Below are 18,013 nucleotides of genomic sequence, written 5' to 3'. Positions count from 1 at the left end.
ATGCTGGAAGTTGGTGACGTCTTGCCCGATGTGACGCTCAAGGATGCGGATGGCGTTGATTTCAACCTGTCACGCTACCGTGGCGCGCCGCTGGCGGTCTATTTCTATCCGAAGGCGGATACGCCGGGCTGCACCAACGAGGCGAAGGACTTCACCAGTCTGCAACAGGATTTCGCGGCGATCGGCGTACCCGTCGTCGGTATTTCGAAGGACAAGCCCGCCAAGCTCAAGAAGTTCGCCGATAAATATGGCCTTGCCGTCACGCTGGCGTCGGATGAGCCAGGCACGGCATGTGAGGCTTTCGGCACTTGGGTGGAAAAGTCACTCTACGGCCGCAAATATATGGGCATCGAGCGGGCAACCTTCCTGTTCGACGCTGGCGGCAAGGCCGTCCGCGTCTGGCCGAAAGTGAAGGTGAAGGGCCATGCCGCCGAGGTGCTGGAGGCTGCGAAGGCGCTTTGAGCCTGCCTCTGCCAAACGAGAGCGTAGGAGCCGCCTGCGCCCATGTGCTGAACTGCGCTGATCCTTATAAGAAGGTGATGGCGGCGCGGCAGGCCGCTCGCACATGGGCGAAGGGGCGGCTTGATCACCGCTTCGACGTGGCGATGCCCGATCGGCCTGCACGCCCCGGCAAGCCGGAGCTCCTGCCACCCAACCAGATGCCAAGGCGCGGCAAGATGGGGGCGGACCGGGCACGCGCTGCCATGCTACACGCGCTCGCACATATTGAATTCGTCGCAATCGATCTGGCGTTCGACCTGATCGGCCGGTTCGGAGGAGATTTCCCCCGCGCCTTTACCGAAGACTGGATGCGGGTGGGGGCGGAGGAGGCGATGCACTTCGCACTGCTCGACCGCCGCTTGCGGCAACTGGGCAGCTTTTACGGAGCGCTGCCCGCGCATGACGGTTTGTGGCAGGCCGCGACTGAAACCGCGCATGATGCAATGGCGCGCTTGGCCGTGGTGCCGATGGTGCTTGAGGCGCGGGCGTTGGACATCACTCCCGCCACCGTGGAGCGGTTTACCCAGGCGGGGGACGAACTGTCAGCGCGAATGTTGAGGCGCATTATGGCCGATGAGATTCGGCATGTCGCGGCGGGGACAGCATGGTTCAACCATGCGGCGAACCGAGTGGGGCTGGACCCCGCAAATTCTTACCAAATCCTTGTAAAACGCCATTTCCGGGGCGCGTTGAAACCTCCGTTCAACGACTCGGCGCGTCGGCAAGCCGGTTTAACGCTGGAATATTACGCCGCGCTTGCACAATGAGCCGTGATTTGCACTTCTGCCGCTGCGGGTGGCGGCTTGTGCCGCAATTTGGTCAAACGGGAGCGCCGAGAGGCTACAGCCTTCGGTGAATAGTCGGGGTCGCAATGTTGATTACTCATTTCAATGCACGCCGGGCGCGATGGTTCCTGTCGGCTTTAAAATTGGCGGGCGCCGCAGGTTTGGCAGGTGTCCTTTCGGCGGCGGCGCCAGCCGCGGCCAAGAGCATCGAGGATGATCCGTACGGAGATGCCTCCGAAATCAACACCAGCCCCCTTGGGCCGTCCGATGTTGGTTTTTCCAATCTTTTCTCCAGCTTGCAGCGGCTTGATGGCGAAGCCAAGCAGGCCAACTACATCCCCTCTGGCCGTCCTGTCGAAAAGCTGTCGCTGACGTCCAACTTCGGCGTTCGCTCCGACCCGTTCAATGGCGGCGCGCGGATGCATAAGGGCGTCGATATTCCCGGCCCGGTTGGCACCCCGATCTATGCGACCGCTGATGGCATCGTCAGCCGCGCCGGGTGGGCCAGCGGCTACGGCAACCTCGTCCAGATTTCGCATGGCGGTGGTATGGAAACCCGCTACGGTCATATGTCGAAGCTGATCGTTTCCGCTAACAGCTATGTACGCCGTGGCCAGCTCATCGGCCTTATGGGATCGACCGGCCGTTCGACCGGCAGTCACCTGCATTACGAAGTGCGCGTCGACGGCCAGGCTGTGAACCCGCTGCCCTTCGTGGCTGGTCCCGACTATCTGGTGGCGATGAACACCAAGCCGCCGATCGCCATGGGCGGCCCCACCAAGGCGCAGGAAAAGGCCGCCGACTGAACGAGCTTCTTCTTCGACCCTTTGCAAAGGCCCGGCACGCCATGGCTTGCCGGGCCTTTTGCTTGACCCTATCTAAGCGCCATGGCCGATATTGACCTCACTCCTTCCGCTGCCGCCCGCGTAGCGGCCATTGCCGCCAAGCAGGGCAAGCCCGCGATCCTGCGCCTCGCTGTGGAGGGCGGCGGCTGTTCGGGCTTTCAATACCGGTTCGGATTGGCCGATGCGATCGAGGCGGAGGATGTCAGTGTCGAGCGGGATGGGGTGACGCTTGTGGTCGACGATGTCAGCCTTGACCTGGTGCGTGGTTCGGCCGTGGACTTCGTGTCGGATCTGGGCGGGGCCGCGTTCAAGGTGACCAATCCCAATGCGACCGCCGGCTGTGGCTGCGGGTCAAGCTTTTCGATCTGAATTTTCTTGAATTATGCCCTAGGAGCACGTTCGGTTGCACAGGCTGGACTGGCGCAGTTGCAATGTAAGAAAGGCTCCGGATGCGCATCGCGACCTACAATATCAACGGCATCAAGGCGCGCCTGCCGCGCTTGCTGGAGTGGCTGAACGAAACCCAGCCCGATATCGCGTGCCTGCAAGAGATCAAGACGTCCGACGAGACCTTTCCGCTCAAGGATATCGAGGATGTGGGCTATGGCGCGATCTGGCACGGGCAGAAGGGGTTTAACGGCGTGGCCATATTGGCCCGTGGCGAGACGCCGGTGGAAGTCCGGCGCGGCCTCGAAGGTGAGCCTGAGGATGAGCATAGCCGCTATATTGAAGCGGATGTGAAGGGGGTGCGCGTTAGCAGCATCTACCTGCCCAACGGCAACCCGCTGCCGGGCCCGAAATTCGATTATAAGCTGCGATGGATGAAGCGGCTGCGTGAACGAGCCCGGCAGATCTGGGCGGAAGAGGTGCCCGCCATTCTCGCTGGCGACTATAATGTCATCCCCCGTGACAAGGACGTCTATTCAGTCAAGGCCATGGCGGGTGATGCATTGATGCAGCCGGAAAGCCGCGCAGCTTACCGCCGTCTGCTGGGCGATGGCTGGACCGATGCGATCGCCAGCAAGCATCCGGCAGGCGGCGTCTGGACCTACTGGGATTATCAGATGAATGCCTGGCCGCGCGATGCGGGCTTTCGTATCGACCATCTGCTGCTGAGTCCCGCCGCGGCCGACCGCTTGATCGATGCGCAGGTCGACAAGGATTTTCGCGGGCGGGAAAAAGCCAGCGATCATGCCCCTGCATGGGTAGAACTGGCCGAATAATTTATCCGGGTATATTGACTATAATTACCCGGATATTATAAATGCTGCCGCAGGAGGACGGCATGACGCGGACATACACGGTTTTTTCAGGAGATCTTTGGATCGCGACCGGCGATGAAGATGAAGTGCGCGCGGCCATGCGCGCCATAGGAAATGACGCGCAGAACCTATTGCTGTTTGATGACGCTACTGGCCGCCAGGTCGATATCGATCTGCGTGGCGATGGTCAGGAACCATCACGAGGACGCGGCCGTCCTAAGTTGGGGGTGCAAGCCCGCGAAGTGACATTGCTTCCGCGTCATTGGGAGTGGCTGGCCGCGCAGCCGGGGGGCGCATCGGCGGCGCTGCGGCGGCTGGTGGAGGATGCGCGGAAGGCAGGGGAGGACGCACCCTCTCCACGCGCAGCCATGGATGCAGCCTATCACTTCCTGACCGGCATGGCGGGAGATCGCCCCGGCTATGAGGATGCGATAAGGGCGCTCTATGCGCGGGACAGGCAGGGCTTTGCCAAGGCGTCGGAAGAATGGCCGTCCGCCATCCGTGATCATGGCGCTACGCTGGCCGAGCCCGCCTTCGCTACTCCCAGGACATAGGGATCGCTTTATGCGCGGGCCATTGCGGCTACCTTAATGCCTTGGCGCGTGGAACGGGCGCTGGAGACTTCCTGGGAGGTCCAACCCTGCGCCTGGCGGCGATAGGCGACGTGCTGGCCGCGCTGGAAGCCTGCACCGTCCCAGACCACGACCTGTAACTCGATCTCATCGTTGTGATGGACGTGCAACCAGTTGAAGCTCTGTGGTTCGGCATTGCGCAGCCGTGTCGAGGTGGCGGTGCCTGCCTGGATCACGAGAGCGCCGCCCGCGTCCGCCACCATTTTTTGCGCGGCTTCGGCATAGGTGCGGTGGAAATGCCCGGCAAGGGCGATGTGGATGCCCGCCTGGCGCGCAGCCGCGACGGCATCCTCATGCCGTCCAACCGCTTCGCTGAGTTCCCCCCCCTTGCCAATCGGCATGGCGAAGAGCGGATGGTGGGTCACCAAAATGCGCGTCTTTTCCGTTGCGACCGCAGCGAAACGTTCACGCAGCAGGCGCATCTGTTCATGGTTAATGCGGCCATCCTTGATCGTCAGCGACCGGGCCGTGTTGATCCCCAGGATGGCGACTTCCGCATCCTCATACCAGGGGCACAGATCATTGCTGATGTAGCGTTTGTAGCGGCGTAGCGGCGCAGCGAACCGCCGGATCACGTCGTAGAGCGGCACGTCATGGTTGCCGGGAATGACCAGCAGCCGCATGCCAGCAGCCCTTAGCCGGTTGAGCCAGGCGGATGCATCCCTGAATTGTTGCAGGCGCGCCCGCTGGGTCAGGTCGCCGCTGATGATGACAAGATCGGGTTGCGCTTGTTGGAGCCATGCTTCGGCGGCGGATACGACCTTGGGATCATGCGCGCCGAAATGTATGTCGGACAGGTGAGCGATGCGAGCCATGCCCTTCCAACGAGCGCATGCGCGATATTGTTTCGCGTTGGACCCGGCGCGCCGCTGGCGAGTTGTTGAGGCCATGGAAAATAGGTCCTTGCCGCAGGATGCGGCCCTTGTCGTCAATGTGCACAGCCGCAGGGGCGAGGCGCTTTTCGAAGAGGCGAAGCAGAAGCTGGAAGCCGCTGGCGTCAGGCTGATCAAGGCGCATGCCGTGTCCGATCCTGCCCGATTGCAGGAAACAGTGCGGCAAATGGTGGAGGAAGGCGCGCCGATGGTCATTGTCGGCGGGGGCGACGGGTCCCTGTCCGGCACGGTCGATGAACTGGTAGGCAAGGAGTGCGTGTTTGGCGTGCTGCCTTTGGGGACGGCGAACAGCTTCGCCAGGACGCTCGGCATTCCTCTGGACCTGGACGGCGCGATCGACGTCATTGCAACTGGCAGACGGCGGCGGATTGATCTTGGCATGATCGATCGCGACTATTTCGTGAACGCGGCCTCGCTCGGCCTGTCACCGATGATCGGGCAGACCGTGCCCGCTAAACTGAAACGCTATCTGGGACGCGTGGGATATCTGGTCTGGGCCGTCAAATGCTCCGTCAGCTTTCGTGCCTTTCGCCTGACCATCGACGATGGTGCGCAGCAAAGGCGCATGTGGTCGACGGAGGTCAGGATTCTCAACGGCCCCTATCATGGCGGCGTCGAACTGTCGGAGCGGGCCGATGTCGACAGCGGTGAACTGGTGATCCAGGCAGTCGTCGGGCGGAGCCATGCACGGCTGGCGTGGGACTGGTATTCCAAATTCTTCAAGCTGCGCGATCGCGATGCCCATACTGAGGAGTTTCGCGGCAAATCCTTCCGCATTGAAACGCATCCGCGCCAGCGTATCTCGATCGACGGGGAAGTCGTGGCGGCCACCCCCGCGACGGCGAAGGTGGCGCCGGGGGCTATCGACGTGGCGGTGCCGCGCTGACGGGCGCTGCGATCAGAGGTCCTTTTCGTAGATCTGGTAGATCTTGTTCACCTTGCTTTCGATCGCGTCGGCGATGGCGTTCATGCCCTGATTGTCGTCAAGCACCCAGCCGATCTCGCCCCGTGTCGCGCCATAATGAGTGGTCGCGGCGCGCCGGATATATTCGATCATCATGAAGGCGAGCTGGCTGGCGAGGCGGGACGCCTGGAGCCGCTGAACCACGCCCATCAGCGGCACGCGCATGGTACGGACCTGGGGCTTGCGCAGCCACCAGAGCAGCTTCGCCCAGCCGAAGGGGAACAGCGATCCATTGAGCGGCGCGGTCGCTTCGTTTAGGTCGGGCAGGGTCATCATGAAGGCGACTGGTTCGCCCTCCAGCTCGGCGATCATGATGAGGTCGTTGAAGACGATCGGTTTCAACTGCTTGCCGAAATGCGCCACTTCCTCGTCGGTGATCGGGACAAAACCCCAATTGCGGCCCCATGCGTCGTTCAGAATGGCGAGGATGATGGCCGCCTCTTCATCGAACTTGCTCTTGTCGACCTTGCGGACGCGGATACGATCGCTCTTTTCACCGGAAGCGACAATCCGCTGGATCAGCGGAGGAAAGGGCTTGGTGATGTCCAGCTCATAGGTTTTGAGCTGCTTGACCGGCTGATATCCGGCCCCTTCGATCATTGGCTGATAGCTGGGCTTGGCATGGCCCATCATCACCGTCGGCCTGTGGTCAAAGCCCTGGATGAGCAGGCCCGGTTCTTCCCAGATCGACAGAGATATCGGTCCCAGGACCCGTGACATGCCCTTTGCGCGAAGCCAGCCTTCCGCGGCTTCGATCAGCGCGGCACCGATTTCGGCGTCCTCCGCTTCGAACAGGCCGAAATTGCCGGTGCCTGGCCCCATGCCCTGTTCCGCTGGCTGGCTGAGCGCCAGATGATCGATATGTGCCGACACGCGTCCCACCACTTGGCCGTTGCGGCGGGCGAGGAAATATTGCGCTTCGGCATGACCGAAGAACGGGTTTTTCCCAGGGGTGATCAGGGCATACACCTCACTCTTCAACGGCGGTGCCCAATGGGGATCGCCCGCATAGACACGCCAGGGAAGATCGACAAAGGCCTTGCGATCGGCCTTGGAAGCGATGGGAGTAATCACCAGATCGGAATGGGCCACGGCTGAGCTTTCGCTAAGAGATGGGAGCAGTTCGGCGCTTGGCCCGCGATTGTCAATCGGGCTTTCACAAAGGCGAAAACGTCATCTTGCTGCCACGATCTAAGCGCAATTCCTGGTTAGGAGCGCATGCATGACTGTGCATGACCCGATCTTTGCGAGCGCTCCGGTGAATCGTAAGGCGATCCCCGACGATGCCGCGATGCTGCGCGCCGCCGCAGACCTGACGCGCGAATATTCGGTGGCGAATCCGGCGATCTATTGGCCGGACATGCTGGCTTCGGCACTGCTGGGATATGCCGCGCTGGCTACTGGTATCATGGTGGACAGCGTTCCCCTGGCCCTGTTGAGCGGGTTGGTGGCGATGCTGGCGCTCTACCGCGCGGCCAGCTTCATTCACGAGCTGACCCATATTCGCAAGGGCGCGCTGCCAGGCTTCCGGCTGGGCTGGAATCTGCTGGTGGGCATTCCGCTGATGATTCCCTCCTTCCTCTATGAAGGGGTGCATACGCAGCATCATGCGCGCACCCGCTATGGCACGGCGGACGACCCGGAATATCTGCCGCTGGCTCTGATGAAGCCGTGGTCATTGCCGCTGTTCATCATCGTAGCCTCGCTCGCGCCCATCGGCCTGATCCTGCGTTTTGCCGTTTTGACCCCGCTGGGCCTCGTTCTGCCATCGTTGCGGCGGTTGGTGCGGGAGAAATATTCGGCGCTGTCGATCAATCCCGCCTATCGCCGCCGCGCGCCGGAAGGCGAGTTCCGCCGGCAATGGCTCTGGCAGGAAGGGGGCGCTTGCCTGTTCGCGATCGCGCTGGTGGCCAGCCCGGCTGTTCTCGGATGGAAGCCGCTGCTCGTCTATATGGCCGTGCATTCGGGCATGACCGTCATCAACCAGCTGCGCACCCTTGTCGCACATCTGTGGGAAAATGAAGGCGAGGCGATGACAGTGACCGCCCAATATCTGGACTCCGTCAACGTTCCGCCTCCATCGCCCTTCGCCGCCCTCTGGGCTCCGGTAGGGCTGCGCTATCACGCGCTCCATCATCTGCTGCCCAGTGTGCCCTATCATGCACTAGGCAAGGCGCATGCCCGGCTGATTGCGACGCTGGACACGGAATCACCTTATCATCGGGGCAATTATGCCGGCATGTGGCCGCTGGTGGGTAAGATCGCGCGCAGCACGATGGTGAAGCGCTAAGGCAGGGTGCGGCGCGCCCCTGGCCTGGGGCAGGCGCTCATTCCTCAGTGCGGAACAGGACGGTTTCGCCCAGCAGCAGGAACAGGAAGAAGGGCGCCCAGGCGGCAAGGAAGGGCGGGTAAGCGCCAAGATTGCCCATGGCGAGCGAGAAATTATCCGCCACGAAATAGGCGAAGCCAAGCGCCATTCCCATGACCGCGCGGACAAATAACTGGCCGGAACGCGCGAGTCCGAACGCGGCGACCGATCCCAAAATGGGCATCAGCAGTGCCGACAAGGGCCCCGATACCTTGTGCCACAGACTTCCTTCCAGTTCCGCCGTTGGCCTGCCTGCATCGCGCAGGTCCGTAATGGCGTCGCGCAATTCGCTGAAAGTCATGGCATCGGGATCGACCTTGGCCAGCGTGAACTGATCCGGCCGTATGTCGCGCCCGAAGCGGACGGTGCCGACCTGCCGTTCGGTGCCGCGTGCGACGTCGAACTGGCGCGCGTCCTCCAGCACCCAGCTTTTCGTCGCGGCGTCATAATGGCCCCTGGGAGCCTGGATGATGGTGACGAGGCTGTTGTTCACGCGGTTGAAGATCTCGACCTTCCGCAACTGAACGGCGGTGCCGCGCCCCGCGACGATGGCGGCCGTCACCAGATTATTGCCCTCCCGCACCCAGGGACTAGTCTTTATCCCGCTGTCGCGCGGCAGGGGTCCATAATCTACCGCCTGCCACGCGCTGAGCCGGGCAGTGGAGCGCGCCACGATCCTTTCATTGAAGGCGAAGCTGATGAGCGCCACAACCAGCGCCGATGCGATCAGCGGCGCCAATATCTGATGCGCTGACAGGCCAGCCGCCTTCATCGAGATGATTTCGCTATTCTGGTTGAGGCTTGCGAGCATGATCAGCGTGCCGAGCAGCACTGAGAAGGGCAGGAACCGGGCAATGATCTGCGGCATGCGCAGGCCTACATAATGCCACAGCTGCGCGTCGCCATTGCCCGCATAGGCGAGGATATCACCGGATTCGCCCAGCAGGTCGAGCGTCTGAAGAACGACAACGAGCAGCGCCAGCACCGCGAATGTGCGGGTGAAGAACAGGCGCGCCATGTACCAGCTAAGCTGGCGGGAGGGGAAAAAGTCGAACTGCATGATTTCAGCTTATCCCTTCCGCTGCGAGATCGGGCTTTTTGCGCCGTCGCCCAAGGCGCAGCAGCTTGCCCACCTGCTTGCCAAGCTTGGCGAAGGCATATTCCAGCGCGCCGATCGGCTGTCCGCCAGGGCGATGGGCAACGACATGATACATCCACAGGATCAGGGCAGCGGTGGTCAGGAACGGCGTCCATAAAGCTATGATCGGATCGATCCGGCCAAGAGCGCCGATGCTCTGCCCATATTCGTTGATCTTGTGATAGGTGACGATGAAGACGATCGACAGGAACACGCCCAGCGCCGAGGTCGATCGCTTGGGCGGAATCGCGAAGGCGAGCGCTGCGAGCGGCAGCAGAAGCATCATCGCCACTTCCACCATGCGGAAGTGAAAATTGGCGCGTATCTCGTTGCGCAGCTTGGGCTTGACCGAAGGATCGCGGCCCATGACCGCCAGTTCGATGATCGTCTTCTCCCGGTCGACATTGCGTCCCCGGAACCGCTCAATCTGCGGCAGGTCGATGGGAAGGTCGTGGCTGGAGAAAGACAATATGCGCGGCGATTTATATTTGGGCGCGTCGTTCACCAGCACGCCGTCGCGCAGGCGGAAGATGATGGTGTCGGGATCGTCGGTGGCAAGGAAGCTGCCCTGCGCAGCCGTGACGGCGACGGTCTGCCCATCCTTCCCCACGGCGCGCACGAATATGCCCTGCAAATTGCGCCCGCCCTCCAGGCTGCGCTCGATTCGCAAGGTCATCCGCTTGCCCAGACTCGTGAACTCGCCGACCTTGATCGATGCGCCAAGCGCGCCCGAACGCAGTTCGAAACGCAGCGCTTCATAGGCATGGCGGGATAGCGGCTGGACGAAGCCGACGATGCCGAAATTGAGCAATGCCAGCGCGATCGCATACATATAGGGCACGCGTAGCAGGCGGCCGTAAGACAGGCCCACCGCACGCATCACATCCAGTTCGGACGAGAGGGCCAGCTTGCGGAAGGCGAGCAGAATGCCCAGCATCAGCCCGATCGGGATACCCAGCGACAGATATTCGGGCATCATATTGGCCAGCATCCGCCATACGACGCTGACCGGCCCACCCTCTGCCGCCACGAAGTCGAAAAGACTGAGCATCTTGTCGAGTACGAGCAGCATCGCGGAGATCACCAGCGTGCCGAGCATGGGCAGGGCGATCAGCCGGGCCAGATATCGATCAATGGCGGTCAGCATTCTCTATGTGGTCGTCCCATCACCATGATTTGGCCGCAAACCCACCCCATAGCGGAATCACGGAAAGAAGTTTGCGGGGCGAACAGGGGCTCGCCGTCCGGTTCATTGGGCGGCTATAGCTTCACGGAGTTGGATGGTCATGTTCAAAGTTTCGGTGGGTCTCTTGCCGGTGGCGCTGCTCACCGCCACCCCCGCAATGGCCCATGGACAGGAAATCAGCAACGACCTCGACCGCTGCGGCGCTTCGGCCACGGGGCCGGCGGTGCTGGTGGACGTCCGGGGATTCGCTGCGCCAACGGGCAAGGTGCGTCTGCAAACCTACCCCGCCACCAAAAGCGCCTGGCTGGCAAAAGGCGCCTGGCTGAACCGCATCGACACGGCAGTGCGGCCCAGCAATGGGGCCATGCGCTTCTGCATGCCGGTGCCTGAGCCCGGCCGCTACGCCATCGCCGTCCGCCATGACCGCAACGGCAATGGCAAGACGGAGATTTCGCGCGACGGCGGCGGCTTTTCCAACAATCCGTCCATCAGCATCTTCAACCTGGGCAAGCCTTCGGTCGAGAAGGCCGCGATTCAGGTTGGTCCAGGTGTGACGCGGATCACCATCAACCTTCAATATATGTGATCCCAGATGGTCCACGTCGCGCTCCTGTCCAATCCCAAATCCACGGGCAACCGGCAGAGCCTGCCGCGCGTGCGCAGTTACTGCGCCAGCAATCCCGACATCTTCCATTATGAGGTGGAGCATGTCGACCAGATCGGCCGGGCGTTGCAGACCATCGCGCGCGTCGATCCGGTGGTCATCGTCATCAATGGCGGGGACGGCACTGTTCAGGCCGCGCTGACCGAACTGTATCAGGGTGAGCATTTCAAGGGCCGGGTGCCGCCGATCGCCGTGCTGCCCAATGGCAAGACCAACCTGATCGCGCTCGATCTCGGCATCCACGGCGATCCTATCAAAGCGCTGGAAAGGATCGTTCAGATCGCCAAGGCGGGCGTTGACGACCATGTCGTTGCGCGAGAATTGATCGCTCTTTCCGATGGCGGTGCCGATACGCGGCCGGTGCTGGGCATGTTTCTGGGCGGGGCAGGCCTTGCCGATTACATGCTCTATTGCCGTAACCGCATCTATCCGTTGGGACTGTCCAATGGCCTCAGCCATTTCCTGACGGTGCTAGCAGTGCTGGCGTCGCTGATCTTCGGGATCAAGGCGCACTTCCTGCCGCAATCCAGCCATCCGGTGCGCATTTCTCTGATCCGTGACGGTCAACTTGCGGGGCGATTCGCGGTACTGATCGTGACGACGCTGGAACGGCTGCTGCTGGGCGTGCAGCCGGGCGACAGCCGGCGCGGCAATATGAAGCTGATGGCTGTCGATCAGAGCCTTTCCGCCTTGCTGCGCCTGGCCTGGGCCAGCGTGACCCGCCGGGTGGGCAAGGCGAAGATGCAGGGCATCCACCTTGAGCAGGGCGATATCATCCGTATCGAGGGCGAGCATAGTAGCGTCATCCTGGACGGCGAGCTGTTCGAAGCGTCGGAAGGCAAGCCCATCGTGCTGCGTTCCACCGAGCCTGTACCATTTCTCCGGCTCGCTGCTTAACCCCGTTCAGAAGGGGAGGGGGACCGCCTGAGGTAGTGGAGCGGAACATGGGCAACGCCGGTTCCTTCGCTCTCATTCCTTCCGTTTAAGCGCTTCCGCCAACGAAACCGTCGCGCTGCCGCGCCGGGCGGGCTTCGCCTGGCTTGGATGCGGTTTCCAGCCACTAAGGTACAGGATCGCCATCTGCTCCGCCGTGCGTCCATCGGGGTCGGCAGCGGCCGCAAAATGCCCTGCCGCCCCGATCAACGCTTCGCGCCGCAAGGCAGGCGGCCGCGAGGTCAGGACATTGCCCGCCCCCATGCCGCGCAGATCCTGCATCAGCCGCACTATGTCGCCATAGCGCACGGACATCGTTTCGCTGTCTGCGACCGGCATGGCGAAACCGGCACGGCTGAGCAGATCCCCAGCGGCGCGCACATCGACCTGGGGGTGGATATGCTGTCCGGGGCGGTCGCCTTCCCCCGCCATCAAGGCGGCGCGCAGGCGGGGCAGGGTGCCAGCGCCAGTGAAGGCGGCCAGCATCAGACCGTCCGGCCGCAGGATGCGGCGTATCAGGATCAACGCGCCGGGGAGATCATTGACGCTGTCGAGTGTTCCACAGGCGACCACCAGATCGAAACTATCGTCGGCGAAGGGGAGGGCATCTTCATCCACCTGTACGCCGCCCTGCCGCCTTGCCGCCGCAAAGCCAGGATCGGCGCAGACGACTCGCTTGCCCATGGCTTCCAGAGCGGTCCGGCCGCTGTCGTCCGGGCATCCAATCAGCAGCACTTCGGGGAAATCGCGCCTCACATCCGCAAGCCTGTCGAGCAGTTCGTCCAGCATCGTGCGATAGAGAAAGTCATGATCGGCGAACCGGCCCATCATCCGGTCCCGCCGTCTGGCTCTCAAGGCGCGGTCGAAGATGTCGGGCTGGGTCATGGCGGGCCTTGTGCATCGGCGGAGGAGCGGGAACAAGGGAGATCATGCCGCTCCTCAGCTTTCTCAAGGACGTGTCACGTCCGGTGATCGACTACGCTCTGCCGCCGCGATGCCCCGGATGCGGGATCATCGTGGATGCGGACGACGCCTTTTGCCTGCGCTGCTGGAGCGGGATGCAATTTCTGGGCGACCCCTGCTGCGCCCGGTGCGGGCTGCCCTTCGATTATGACATGGGGGAGGGCAGCGCATGCGGATCATGTCTTGCCGATCCGCCGCCGTTCGACACTGCGCGGGCGGTGCTGGCCTATGGCGATGTCGCGCGAAGGGTAGCGCTGCGGCTCAAATATGGTCGGCGGATCGGCCTCGCCCGGCTGATCGCGCGGCAGATGGCGCGGCACGTCGGGATCAGCGATCCGCCGCCGCTGGTGGTGCCGGTGCCGCTACACCGCTGGCGGCTATGGTGGCGGGGCTTCAACCAATCCGCGCTGATCGCCGATCATCTGGGCAAGCTGCTGGGGCTGGATGTCGACAAGCATGGCTTGCAGCGCATCCGGGCGACGCAACCGCTGCGCGCCATGGACCCCAAACGCCGGGCCAAGGCCGTGCGGGGCGCCTTCGCTCTCGCAGGAAACCATCGGTTCAAGGGGCGGGCAGTGATTCTGATCGACGATGTGCATACGAGCGGGGCCACCGCTGCCGCCTGCGCCCGCGTGCTGAAACGCGGCGGCGCGTCCAGCGTTCATTTGTTGTGCTGGGCGCGCGCCTTGCCCGGCCGCGACGAGGCGGCCGATTGACAAAGGCGCGCCCAGCCACAATTTGAACTGGCAAGGAGTATCGGGACCCATGGCGAAAGTCGAAATCTATACCAAGGCGTGGTGCGGCTATTGCGCGCGAGCCAAGGCGCTGCTCCAGGGGAAGGGCGTCGACTTCGAGGAATATGACATCACCATGGGCGGACCCAAACGCACCGAGATGCTGGAGCGCGCCAATGGCGGAACGACGGTGCCGCAGATCTTCATCGACGGGCGGCACATCGGCGGCAGCGACGACATGGCGGCGCTGGACCGGCAGGGAAAGCTCGACCCGCTGCTGGGCGTATAAAACCGATGCGCGCCGCGATCTTCCAGATGACGAGCGGGGTCGATCCCGCCGTAAATGCCGCAGCGATGACGGACATGATCGCGCGCGCTGCGGGGGAGGGTGCGGACATTCTCTTCACGCCGGAAATGGCGGGCTATCTGGACCGCGACCGGCAGCGTGCTGCGGCAACCCTGCGGTCCGAAGCGGATGATCCTGTCTTGCCCCGGGTACAGGAGGCCGCAGCGAAGCATGGCCTGTGGGTCCATGTCGGATCGCTGCCATTGAAAGATGAACGGGAAGACGGCCGCTGGGCCAACCGGAGCTTCATGATCGACGCGGCGGGCGAAATCCGCGCGCGCTATGACAAGATCCATTTGTTCGACGTCGATCTGGCGACTGGCGAAAGCTGGCGGGAATCCTCCGTCTATGGACCGGGCGATCGCGTGGTGGCTGTGAATACGCCATGGGGACGCATGGGCATGTCGATCTGTTATGACATGCGTTTCCCCGACCTTTACCGGGCGCTTACCGATGCGGGAGCGTCCGTGCTGCTGATGCCTGCCGCCTTCACGGTGCCTACCGGACAGGCCCATTGGCATGTCCTGCTGCGCGCCCGTGCTATTGAAGCGGGCTGTTTCGTCATCGCGGCGGCACAGACCGGCCGACATGCGGACGGGCGGGAGACCTATGGCCACAGCCTGATCGTCGATCCCTGGGGTGACGTGCTGCTGGACATGGGGTCTGACGCAGGCTTGGGTCTTGCCGAAATCGACCTTGCCCGCATAGAGGAGGTTCGCGCGCGCGTGCCCGCGCTCGCCAACCGGCGGGTCATAGCCCAGGACGTGATAATATCGTGATCGTTTTCGATTTGAAGTGCAGCGCTCAGGATCATGTGTTCGAAGCCTGGTTCGGGTCGAGCGCCGATTATGAGGATCAGGCGGCGCGGGGCTTGCTCACCTGTCCCATGTGCGGCGACACGCAGGTGGCCAAGGCACTGATGGCTCCTGCCGTTGCGCCCAAGGGAAACAGCCGCCCCGCCGCTGTGCGCCAGCCTGAAAGTGACGCTGCGCCTGTGGCGGTGACGGGCGATGAAGCGCGGATGCGGGAATTGATGGCGAGCCTCGCTCAGGCGCAGGCGAAGGTATTGGAAGGCTCCACCTGGGTTGGACGCGGCTTTGCCGAACAGGCGCGCGCGATGCACTATGGCGAACAGGACCGCGTCAGCATCCACGGCGAAGTCGCCCCCGACGAAGCTCGCGCCCTGATCGCTGAGGGCGTGGAGGTGGCCGCGCTGCCTTTTCCCGTCATCCCGCCCGAAGCGAAGAATTGACCCCGCGCCTCCCGCAGAATAGAGCCGTCATCGGGCACCCGTAGCTCAGCAGGATAGAGCATCAGATTCCTAATCTGAGGGCCATGGGTTCGAATCCCGTCGGGTGCGCCATTTTTATCAAAGAAATTCAGGCGCATAAGTGTAAAAAGCTGGCTAGCAGCGTGATTTCTGTGTGCCGATCCGTTACCACGTTTTACCTTAGTTTTCCGAGCTTTTCCGCCACATACCGGCGGTTCCATGGCACAAGAATGGCACATGAGATGGCGGTGAACCGTGACTATCCTGAAGCTGTCATCGACCTCGATCGCAAAGTTTCCCGCGCGCTTCAGCAGGGGCGCGGCATCACCCTTTCTCCTTCACAGCTCGATGTGCTCGCCAGCATCGGCATGATAGGTCGCCTGGCCGAAGAGAAAGCACGCATCCTAAGCGAGCAAGCGCGCGAGCGTCAGGAGCAGCGTCGGGCGCGCGATCCGAACAAAACAAACTCGCGCCATGCTCGCGCTCGAGCGCGACAGCTGTTCGAATAACAGCGAAGCGGAATTGGCCGCGTCAGAAAATCTCCAGATTGCGCTTTGCTTCTGGACCAAGCGCGGTCCTAGGGCGGCAGCGGCCGGACTTTCTGCCTACCCCCCGCCACCCGTTCATGGATAAGATGGTTCCGTAACGATTCGCGGAGAAGATGATGTTTGAGGTAATGTTGACGTTCGTGCCACCAGGAGGCGGCGAGGCGGATTACTCTCTCCGCATGCGGGTGCCTGCTCTGCCGCGAGCGGGCGATTACATCACCGTCATGCGGAAGTATGCCAGCCCGCCCGACGACAAGCACGTAGGGACCGAGGATTTCATCGTCAGGCGCGTGTGGTGGGGCTTTGAATACCCTGACGACGGCAAGCACTACCACGAAGCCGGCAAGGACCCAGTTGGGGAAGTGTCTGGTATCACGATCGAATGCGAGTTCGCGATCGGGCCGTATTCGAGCAGGGCACATCAAGAGAATACTCCGCGCAAGGCTCGGGCAGAGGCGCAGGCCTTCGAAGCTTCCGCGTACTAATATGCAGATGATGGTCGAGGTGTGGGGCGAGCGTATCGCCATAGAAGTGCGCCAGCGGTCAAAATCCGTCTGGGTAGCTCAAGGCTCCTATCTCGGCCAGCACGTCCAGACGACTGACCGGAGCGCTGACACTGCGGCGAAACGCTGGAGAGAAGCGGCGCGGTATGAAGGTGGGTAGTCTCACGCATTTCGCAAGCAGCTAGTCGCTGGTCCTAAGGCGCCCCGGGAGCAGCAACGGTCAACCTCCAGCGCGGCACGTAGCGAGCGTGTGCGCTTTGCGGGCCCTGTACAGACTAGCCGTCAGCCAAGACCCCCTCGCGCTCCAAGACGCGACGGACTTCTTCGAATGCAGCCGCGATATTCCCCCTCGGGAACCGGATTTGCCCCAAACCCTGGATGTTACTGAACTCGTCGCACCCTTCTTCCAAAAGAACGATCGCTTTCGTGAAACCCAAACGTCCCTGAAATAATCCAACTTCGTGGATGACGTTCATGCGGGCCTGCATGGCCCCTTCTGCCGTTTCATCCTCCGCAGTCATGATCACAAGGGCGATCGCGGCAGCATCGAGCATTTCAGCCAGTCGTGCCTGGTTTGTGACGCCGGCCACGGGAACCCGATTGAATTCGTCCCAAGGAAGGCGCAGACGATCTTGCACAAAATCCTTCAGCTCGCGCCATGCGCTGGCTCGACCGTGGCCGATGAAGACATTAGTGCCGATGCGCGCCTCCCTAGTCCGCTGCCGAGATTTCCGCTGTAGGTGTGACGCGGCTTTGCGGGCGATAACGGCCGCTTCCGCGCATATCAAGAACGACTGGCGGTAAGACGCAACCTCGGCCTTGATTATCAAATGGGGTGGCGCTTGGGTCCCTTGACCAGCCGCGGTGGTGTCGCGGGTTATCGTTTGCCCCTTGGGTGCCCAATGGCGAATAAGATCGCCAGGAGCCACTGGCTTTAGGTTGTCGAGCTCTTGCAGCAGGGACGCAAGGAAGCTGTCAGTGCCGCCTCCGTCTTCGGTCTGGATAATTGACCTGATCTCCGCCTTTGCGGTCCCGAATACCCTTTCTGCGCCGACTGCGGCAGCCGCGACCGTCCCCAAATCGGGATTGCCTGCTCGCTTGCGAAGATAATCAACCAGTTGCTTGGAGTCATATTCGCGCCACTCCCCAACGCTCCCGAGCGTAGAGTAGGAATCGCGCAGGCCCCATTCTTGACTGAAGTGCGCGCCAGGAGGTGCTGGCTCAAGATCCTTGTAGTAGACCCGGGCGTGGTAGCCGAGCCATGAACCTGAAAAGGCTCTTCCAGCGGTGCTGGACACTTCCTCTAGCTTGGCGAAGTGGGGCTGCATTGCTTCCAAAACTGCAGATTTAGCGCTCGCTTCAAGTCTCTCAGCGATGCCAAACAATTCATCATGCGGCGTCATGGATTCCCCTGTGACTGTTCTGTTGTGTCAATCGGCGTCCAATCGGTACCCCCAATCGGCGCGCAAAAGGGACCC

At 62.2% G+C, this 18,013-nt stretch carries 22 protein-coding genes and 1 tRNA gene; 17 read left to right on the top strand and 6 right to left on the bottom strand.

The genetic code is table 11. The features are described from left to right. From ET21_RS0114690 to ET21_RS0114665, 6 genes are all read left to right on the top strand, one after another. Window positions 1–462: a peroxiredoxin gene (locus tag ET21_RS0114690; RefSeq protein WP_030540278.1), complete on the top strand. Its 462-nt coding sequence runs from the start codon at window positions 1–3 to the stop codon at window positions 460–462. Continuing rightward, complete coding sequence (locus tag ET21_RS0114685) at window positions 459–1,268, top strand: ferritin-like domain-containing protein (RefSeq protein WP_030540277.1); 810 nt, start codon at window positions 459–461, stop codon at window positions 1,266–1,268. Before ET21_RS0114690 ends, ET21_RS0114685 begins: the two co-directional genes overlap by 4 nt. A 104-nt stretch (window positions 1,269–1,372) precedes the next feature. Then, the gene (locus ET21_RS0114680; protein ID WP_030540276.1) at window positions 1,373–2,092 is read left to right on the top strand and encodes a M23 family metallopeptidase; all 720 of its coding nucleotides are present in this window, start codon (window positions 1,373–1,375) and stop codon (window positions 2,090–2,092) included. An 81-nt stretch (window positions 2,093–2,173) separates the two neighbouring features. Then, window positions 2,174–2,500, top strand: a complete 327-nt coding sequence (gene erpA, locus ET21_RS0114675; protein ID WP_021237633.1) for an iron-sulfur cluster insertion protein ErpA — start codon at window positions 2,174–2,176, stop codon at window positions 2,498–2,500. Window positions 2,501–2,580: 80 nt separating this feature from the next. Next, entirely contained in the window at window positions 2,581–3,354 is a 774-nt protein-coding gene (xth, locus tag ET21_RS0114670; RefSeq protein ID WP_021237634.1) for an exodeoxyribonuclease III, read from the top strand. 62 nt (window positions 3,355–3,416) lie between these two features. Continuing rightward, a complete protein-coding gene (locus ET21_RS0114665) occupies window positions 3,417–3,947 on the top strand; it encodes a DUF2239 family protein (RefSeq protein ID WP_030540275.1) in 531 nt (176 codons plus the stop codon). Between the two features lie 8 nt (window positions 3,948–3,955). Here ET21_RS0114665 and ET21_RS0114660 read toward each other — a convergent pair whose 3' ends face one another. Beyond that, the gene (locus ET21_RS0114660; protein WP_030540274.1) at window positions 3,956–4,840 is read right to left on the bottom strand and encodes a metallophosphoesterase; all 885 of its coding nucleotides are present in this window, start codon (window positions 4,838–4,840) and stop codon (window positions 3,956–3,958) included. A 73-nt stretch (window positions 4,841–4,913) separates the two neighbouring features. Here ET21_RS0114660 and ET21_RS0114655 point away from each other — a divergent pair, with 73 nt between their 5' ends. Continuing rightward, window positions 4,914–5,804 carry a diacylglycerol kinase family protein gene (locus ET21_RS0114655; RefSeq protein WP_030540273.1) on the top strand — a complete coding sequence of 297 codons (891 nt, stop codon included), beginning with the start codon at window positions 4,914–4,916 and terminating at the stop codon, window positions 5,802–5,804. A 12-nt stretch (window positions 5,805–5,816) separates the two neighbouring features. Here the strand turns inward: ET21_RS0114655 and ET21_RS0114650 are convergent, their stop codons facing one another. Beyond that, on the bottom strand, window positions 5,817–6,974 hold the full coding sequence (locus ET21_RS0114650; RefSeq protein ID WP_030540272.1) for a GNAT family N-acetyltransferase: 1,158 nt from the start codon (window positions 6,972–6,974) through the stop codon (window positions 5,817–5,819). 130 nt (window positions 6,975–7,104) lie between these two features. Here ET21_RS0114650 and ET21_RS0114645 point away from each other — a divergent pair, with 130 nt between their 5' ends. Then, complete coding sequence (locus tag ET21_RS0114645) at window positions 7,105–8,172, top strand: fatty acid desaturase (protein ID WP_030540271.1); 1,068 nt, start codon at window positions 7,105–7,107, stop codon at window positions 8,170–8,172. Between the two features lie 37 nt (window positions 8,173–8,209). Here ET21_RS0114645 and lptG read toward each other — a convergent pair whose 3' ends face one another. Continuing rightward, a complete protein-coding gene (lptG, locus tag ET21_RS0114640; protein ID WP_021237640.1) occupies window positions 8,210–9,310 on the bottom strand; it encodes an LPS export ABC transporter permease LptG in 1,101 nt (366 codons plus the stop codon). 4 nt (window positions 9,311–9,314) lie between these two features. Beyond that, window positions 9,315–10,535 carry an LPS export ABC transporter permease LptF gene (gene lptF, locus ET21_RS0114635; protein WP_030540270.1) on the bottom strand — a complete coding sequence of 407 codons (1,221 nt, stop codon included), beginning with the start codon at window positions 10,533–10,535 and terminating at the stop codon, window positions 9,315–9,317. Between the two features lie 133 nt (window positions 10,536–10,668). Between lptF and ET21_RS0114630 the strand changes: the two genes are divergently transcribed. Beyond that, window positions 10,669–11,160 (top strand): DUF2141 domain-containing protein, encoded by a 492-nt coding sequence (locus tag ET21_RS0114630; protein WP_021237642.1) that lies wholly within the window; start codon window positions 10,669–10,671, stop codon window positions 11,158–11,160. A 6-nt stretch (window positions 11,161–11,166) separates the two neighbouring features. Next, window positions 11,167–12,135 carry a diacylglycerol kinase family protein gene (locus ET21_RS0114625; protein WP_021237643.1) on the top strand — a complete coding sequence of 323 codons (969 nt, stop codon included), beginning with the start codon at window positions 11,167–11,169 and terminating at the stop codon, window positions 12,133–12,135. Window positions 12,136–12,207: 72 nt separating this feature from the next. Here the strand turns inward: ET21_RS0114625 and ET21_RS0114620 are convergent, their stop codons facing one another. Beyond that, complete coding sequence (locus ET21_RS0114620) at window positions 12,208–13,056, bottom strand: methyltransferase domain-containing protein (protein ID WP_030540269.1); 849 nt, start codon at window positions 13,054–13,056, stop codon at window positions 12,208–12,210. 44 nt (window positions 13,057–13,100) lie between these two features. On the opposite strand from ET21_RS0114620, the gene ET21_RS0114615 reads away from it, so the two are divergent. The 7 genes from ET21_RS0114615 to ET21_RS0114585 all read left to right on the top strand — a co-directional run bounded on the left by ET21_RS0114615 (window position 13,101) and on the right by ET21_RS0114585 (window position 16,517). Then, a complete protein-coding gene (locus ET21_RS0114615; protein ID WP_193378979.1) occupies window positions 13,101–13,850 on the top strand; it encodes a ComF family protein in 750 nt (249 codons plus the stop codon). A 49-nt stretch (window positions 13,851–13,899) separates the two neighbouring features. After that, the gene (gene grxC, locus ET21_RS0114610) at window positions 13,900–14,157 is read left to right on the top strand and encodes a glutaredoxin 3 (protein WP_021237646.1); all 258 of its coding nucleotides are present in this window, start codon (window positions 13,900–13,902) and stop codon (window positions 14,155–14,157) included. Window positions 14,158–14,162: 5 nt separating this feature from the next. After that, the gene (locus tag ET21_RS0114605) at window positions 14,163–14,993 is read left to right on the top strand and encodes a carbon-nitrogen hydrolase family protein (protein WP_030540267.1); all 831 of its coding nucleotides are present in this window, start codon (window positions 14,163–14,165) and stop codon (window positions 14,991–14,993) included. Continuing rightward, the gene (locus ET21_RS0114600) at window positions 14,990–15,466 is read left to right on the top strand and encodes a DUF1178 family protein (protein ID WP_030540266.1); all 477 of its coding nucleotides are present in this window, start codon (window positions 14,990–14,992) and stop codon (window positions 15,464–15,466) included. Before ET21_RS0114605 ends, ET21_RS0114600 begins: the two co-directional genes overlap by 4 nt. Window positions 15,467–15,500: 34 nt before the next feature. Then, window positions 15,501–15,577: transfer RNA gene (locus ET21_RS0114595), tRNA-Arg, on the top strand. Continuing rightward, a complete protein-coding gene (locus tag ET21_RS27715) occupies window positions 15,550–15,993 on the top strand; it encodes a hypothetical protein (protein ID WP_156029194.1) in 444 nt (147 codons plus the stop codon). Before ET21_RS0114595 ends, ET21_RS27715 begins: the two co-directional genes overlap by 28 nt. A 167-nt stretch (window positions 15,994–16,160) precedes the next feature. Then, window positions 16,161–16,517 (top strand): hypothetical protein, encoded by a 357-nt coding sequence (locus tag ET21_RS0114585; RefSeq protein WP_202807131.1) that lies wholly within the window; start codon window positions 16,161–16,163, stop codon window positions 16,515–16,517. Between the two features lie 293 nt (window positions 16,518–16,810). Here ET21_RS0114585 and ET21_RS0114575 read toward each other — a convergent pair whose 3' ends face one another. Then, the gene (locus ET21_RS0114575) at window positions 16,811–17,938 is read right to left on the bottom strand and encodes a TIR domain-containing protein (protein ID WP_030540263.1); all 1,128 of its coding nucleotides are present in this window, start codon (window positions 17,936–17,938) and stop codon (window positions 16,811–16,813) included. Window positions 17,939–18,013: the final 75 nt, after the last annotated feature.

It is taken from the genome of Sphingobium sp. DC-2, assembly GCF_000722555.1.
Lineage (GTDB): Bacteria > Pseudomonadota > Alphaproteobacteria > Sphingomonadales > Sphingomonadaceae > Sphingobium > Sphingobium quisquiliarum.
The sequence above is the reverse complement of the archived record's forward strand: the minus strand, read 5'-3'. Positions and strand labels throughout refer to the sequence as shown.

What these genes read in the sequence shown, in the direction of transcription:
- ET21_RS0114690 (WP_030540278.1), top strand. Translation starts at nt 1, where the DNA reads ATGCTGGAAGTTGGTGACGTCTTGCCCGATGTGACGCTCAAGGATGCG.
- ET21_RS0114680 (WP_030540276.1), top strand. Translation starts at nt 1,373, where the DNA reads ATGTTGATTACTCATTTCAATGCACGCCGGGCGCGATGGTTCCTGTCG.
- erpA (WP_021237633.1), top strand. Translation starts at nt 2,174, where the DNA reads ATGGCCGATATTGACCTCACTCCTTCCGCTGCCGCCCGCGTAGCGGCC.
- xth (WP_021237634.1), top strand. Translation starts at nt 2,581, where the DNA reads ATGCGCATCGCGACCTACAATATCAACGGCATCAAGGCGCGCCTGCCG.
- ET21_RS0114665 (WP_030540275.1), top strand. Translation starts at nt 3,417, where the DNA reads ATGACGCGGACATACACGGTTTTTTCAGGAGATCTTTGGATCGCGACC.
- ET21_RS0114660 (WP_030540274.1), bottom strand. Translation starts at nt 4,840, where the DNA reads ATGGCTCGCATCGCTCACCTGTCCGACATACATTTCGGCGCGCATGAT.
- ET21_RS0114655 (WP_030540273.1), top strand. Translation starts at nt 4,914, where the DNA reads ATGGAAAATAGGTCCTTGCCGCAGGATGCGGCCCTTGTCGTCAATGTG.
- ET21_RS0114645 (WP_030540271.1), top strand. Translation starts at nt 7,105, where the DNA reads ATGACTGTGCATGACCCGATCTTTGCGAGCGCTCCGGTGAATCGTAAG.
- lptG (WP_021237640.1), bottom strand. Translation starts at nt 9,310, where the DNA reads ATGCAGTTCGACTTTTTCCCCTCCCGCCAGCTTAGCTGGTACATGGCG.
- lptF (WP_030540270.1), bottom strand. Translation starts at nt 10,535, where the DNA reads ATGCTGACCGCCATTGATCGATATCTGGCCCGGCTGATCGCCCTGCCC.
- ET21_RS0114630 (WP_021237642.1), top strand. Translation starts at nt 10,669, where the DNA reads ATGGTCATGTTCAAAGTTTCGGTGGGTCTCTTGCCGGTGGCGCTGCTC.
- ET21_RS0114625 (WP_021237643.1), top strand. Translation starts at nt 11,167, where the DNA reads ATGGTCCACGTCGCGCTCCTGTCCAATCCCAAATCCACGGGCAACCGG.
- ET21_RS0114620 (WP_030540269.1), bottom strand. Translation starts at nt 13,056, where the DNA reads ATGACCCAGCCCGACATCTTCGACCGCGCCTTGAGAGCCAGACGGCGG.
- ET21_RS0114615 (WP_193378979.1), top strand. Translation starts at nt 13,101, where the DNA reads ATGCCGCTCCTCAGCTTTCTCAAGGACGTGTCACGTCCGGTGATCGAC.
- grxC (WP_021237646.1), top strand. Translation starts at nt 13,900, where the DNA reads ATGGCGAAAGTCGAAATCTATACCAAGGCGTGGTGCGGCTATTGCGCG.
- ET21_RS0114605 (WP_030540267.1), top strand. Translation starts at nt 14,163, where the DNA reads ATGCGCGCCGCGATCTTCCAGATGACGAGCGGGGTCGATCCCGCCGTA.
- ET21_RS27715 (WP_156029194.1), top strand. Translation starts at nt 15,550, where the DNA reads ATGGGTTCGAATCCCGTCGGGTGCGCCATTTTTATCAAAGAAATTCAG.
- ET21_RS0114585 (WP_202807131.1), top strand. Translation starts at nt 16,161, where the DNA reads ATGTTGACGTTCGTGCCACCAGGAGGCGGCGAGGCGGATTACTCTCTC.
- ET21_RS0114575 (WP_030540263.1), bottom strand. Translation starts at nt 17,938, where the DNA reads ATGACGCCGCATGATGAATTGTTTGGCATCGCTGAGAGACTTGAAGCG.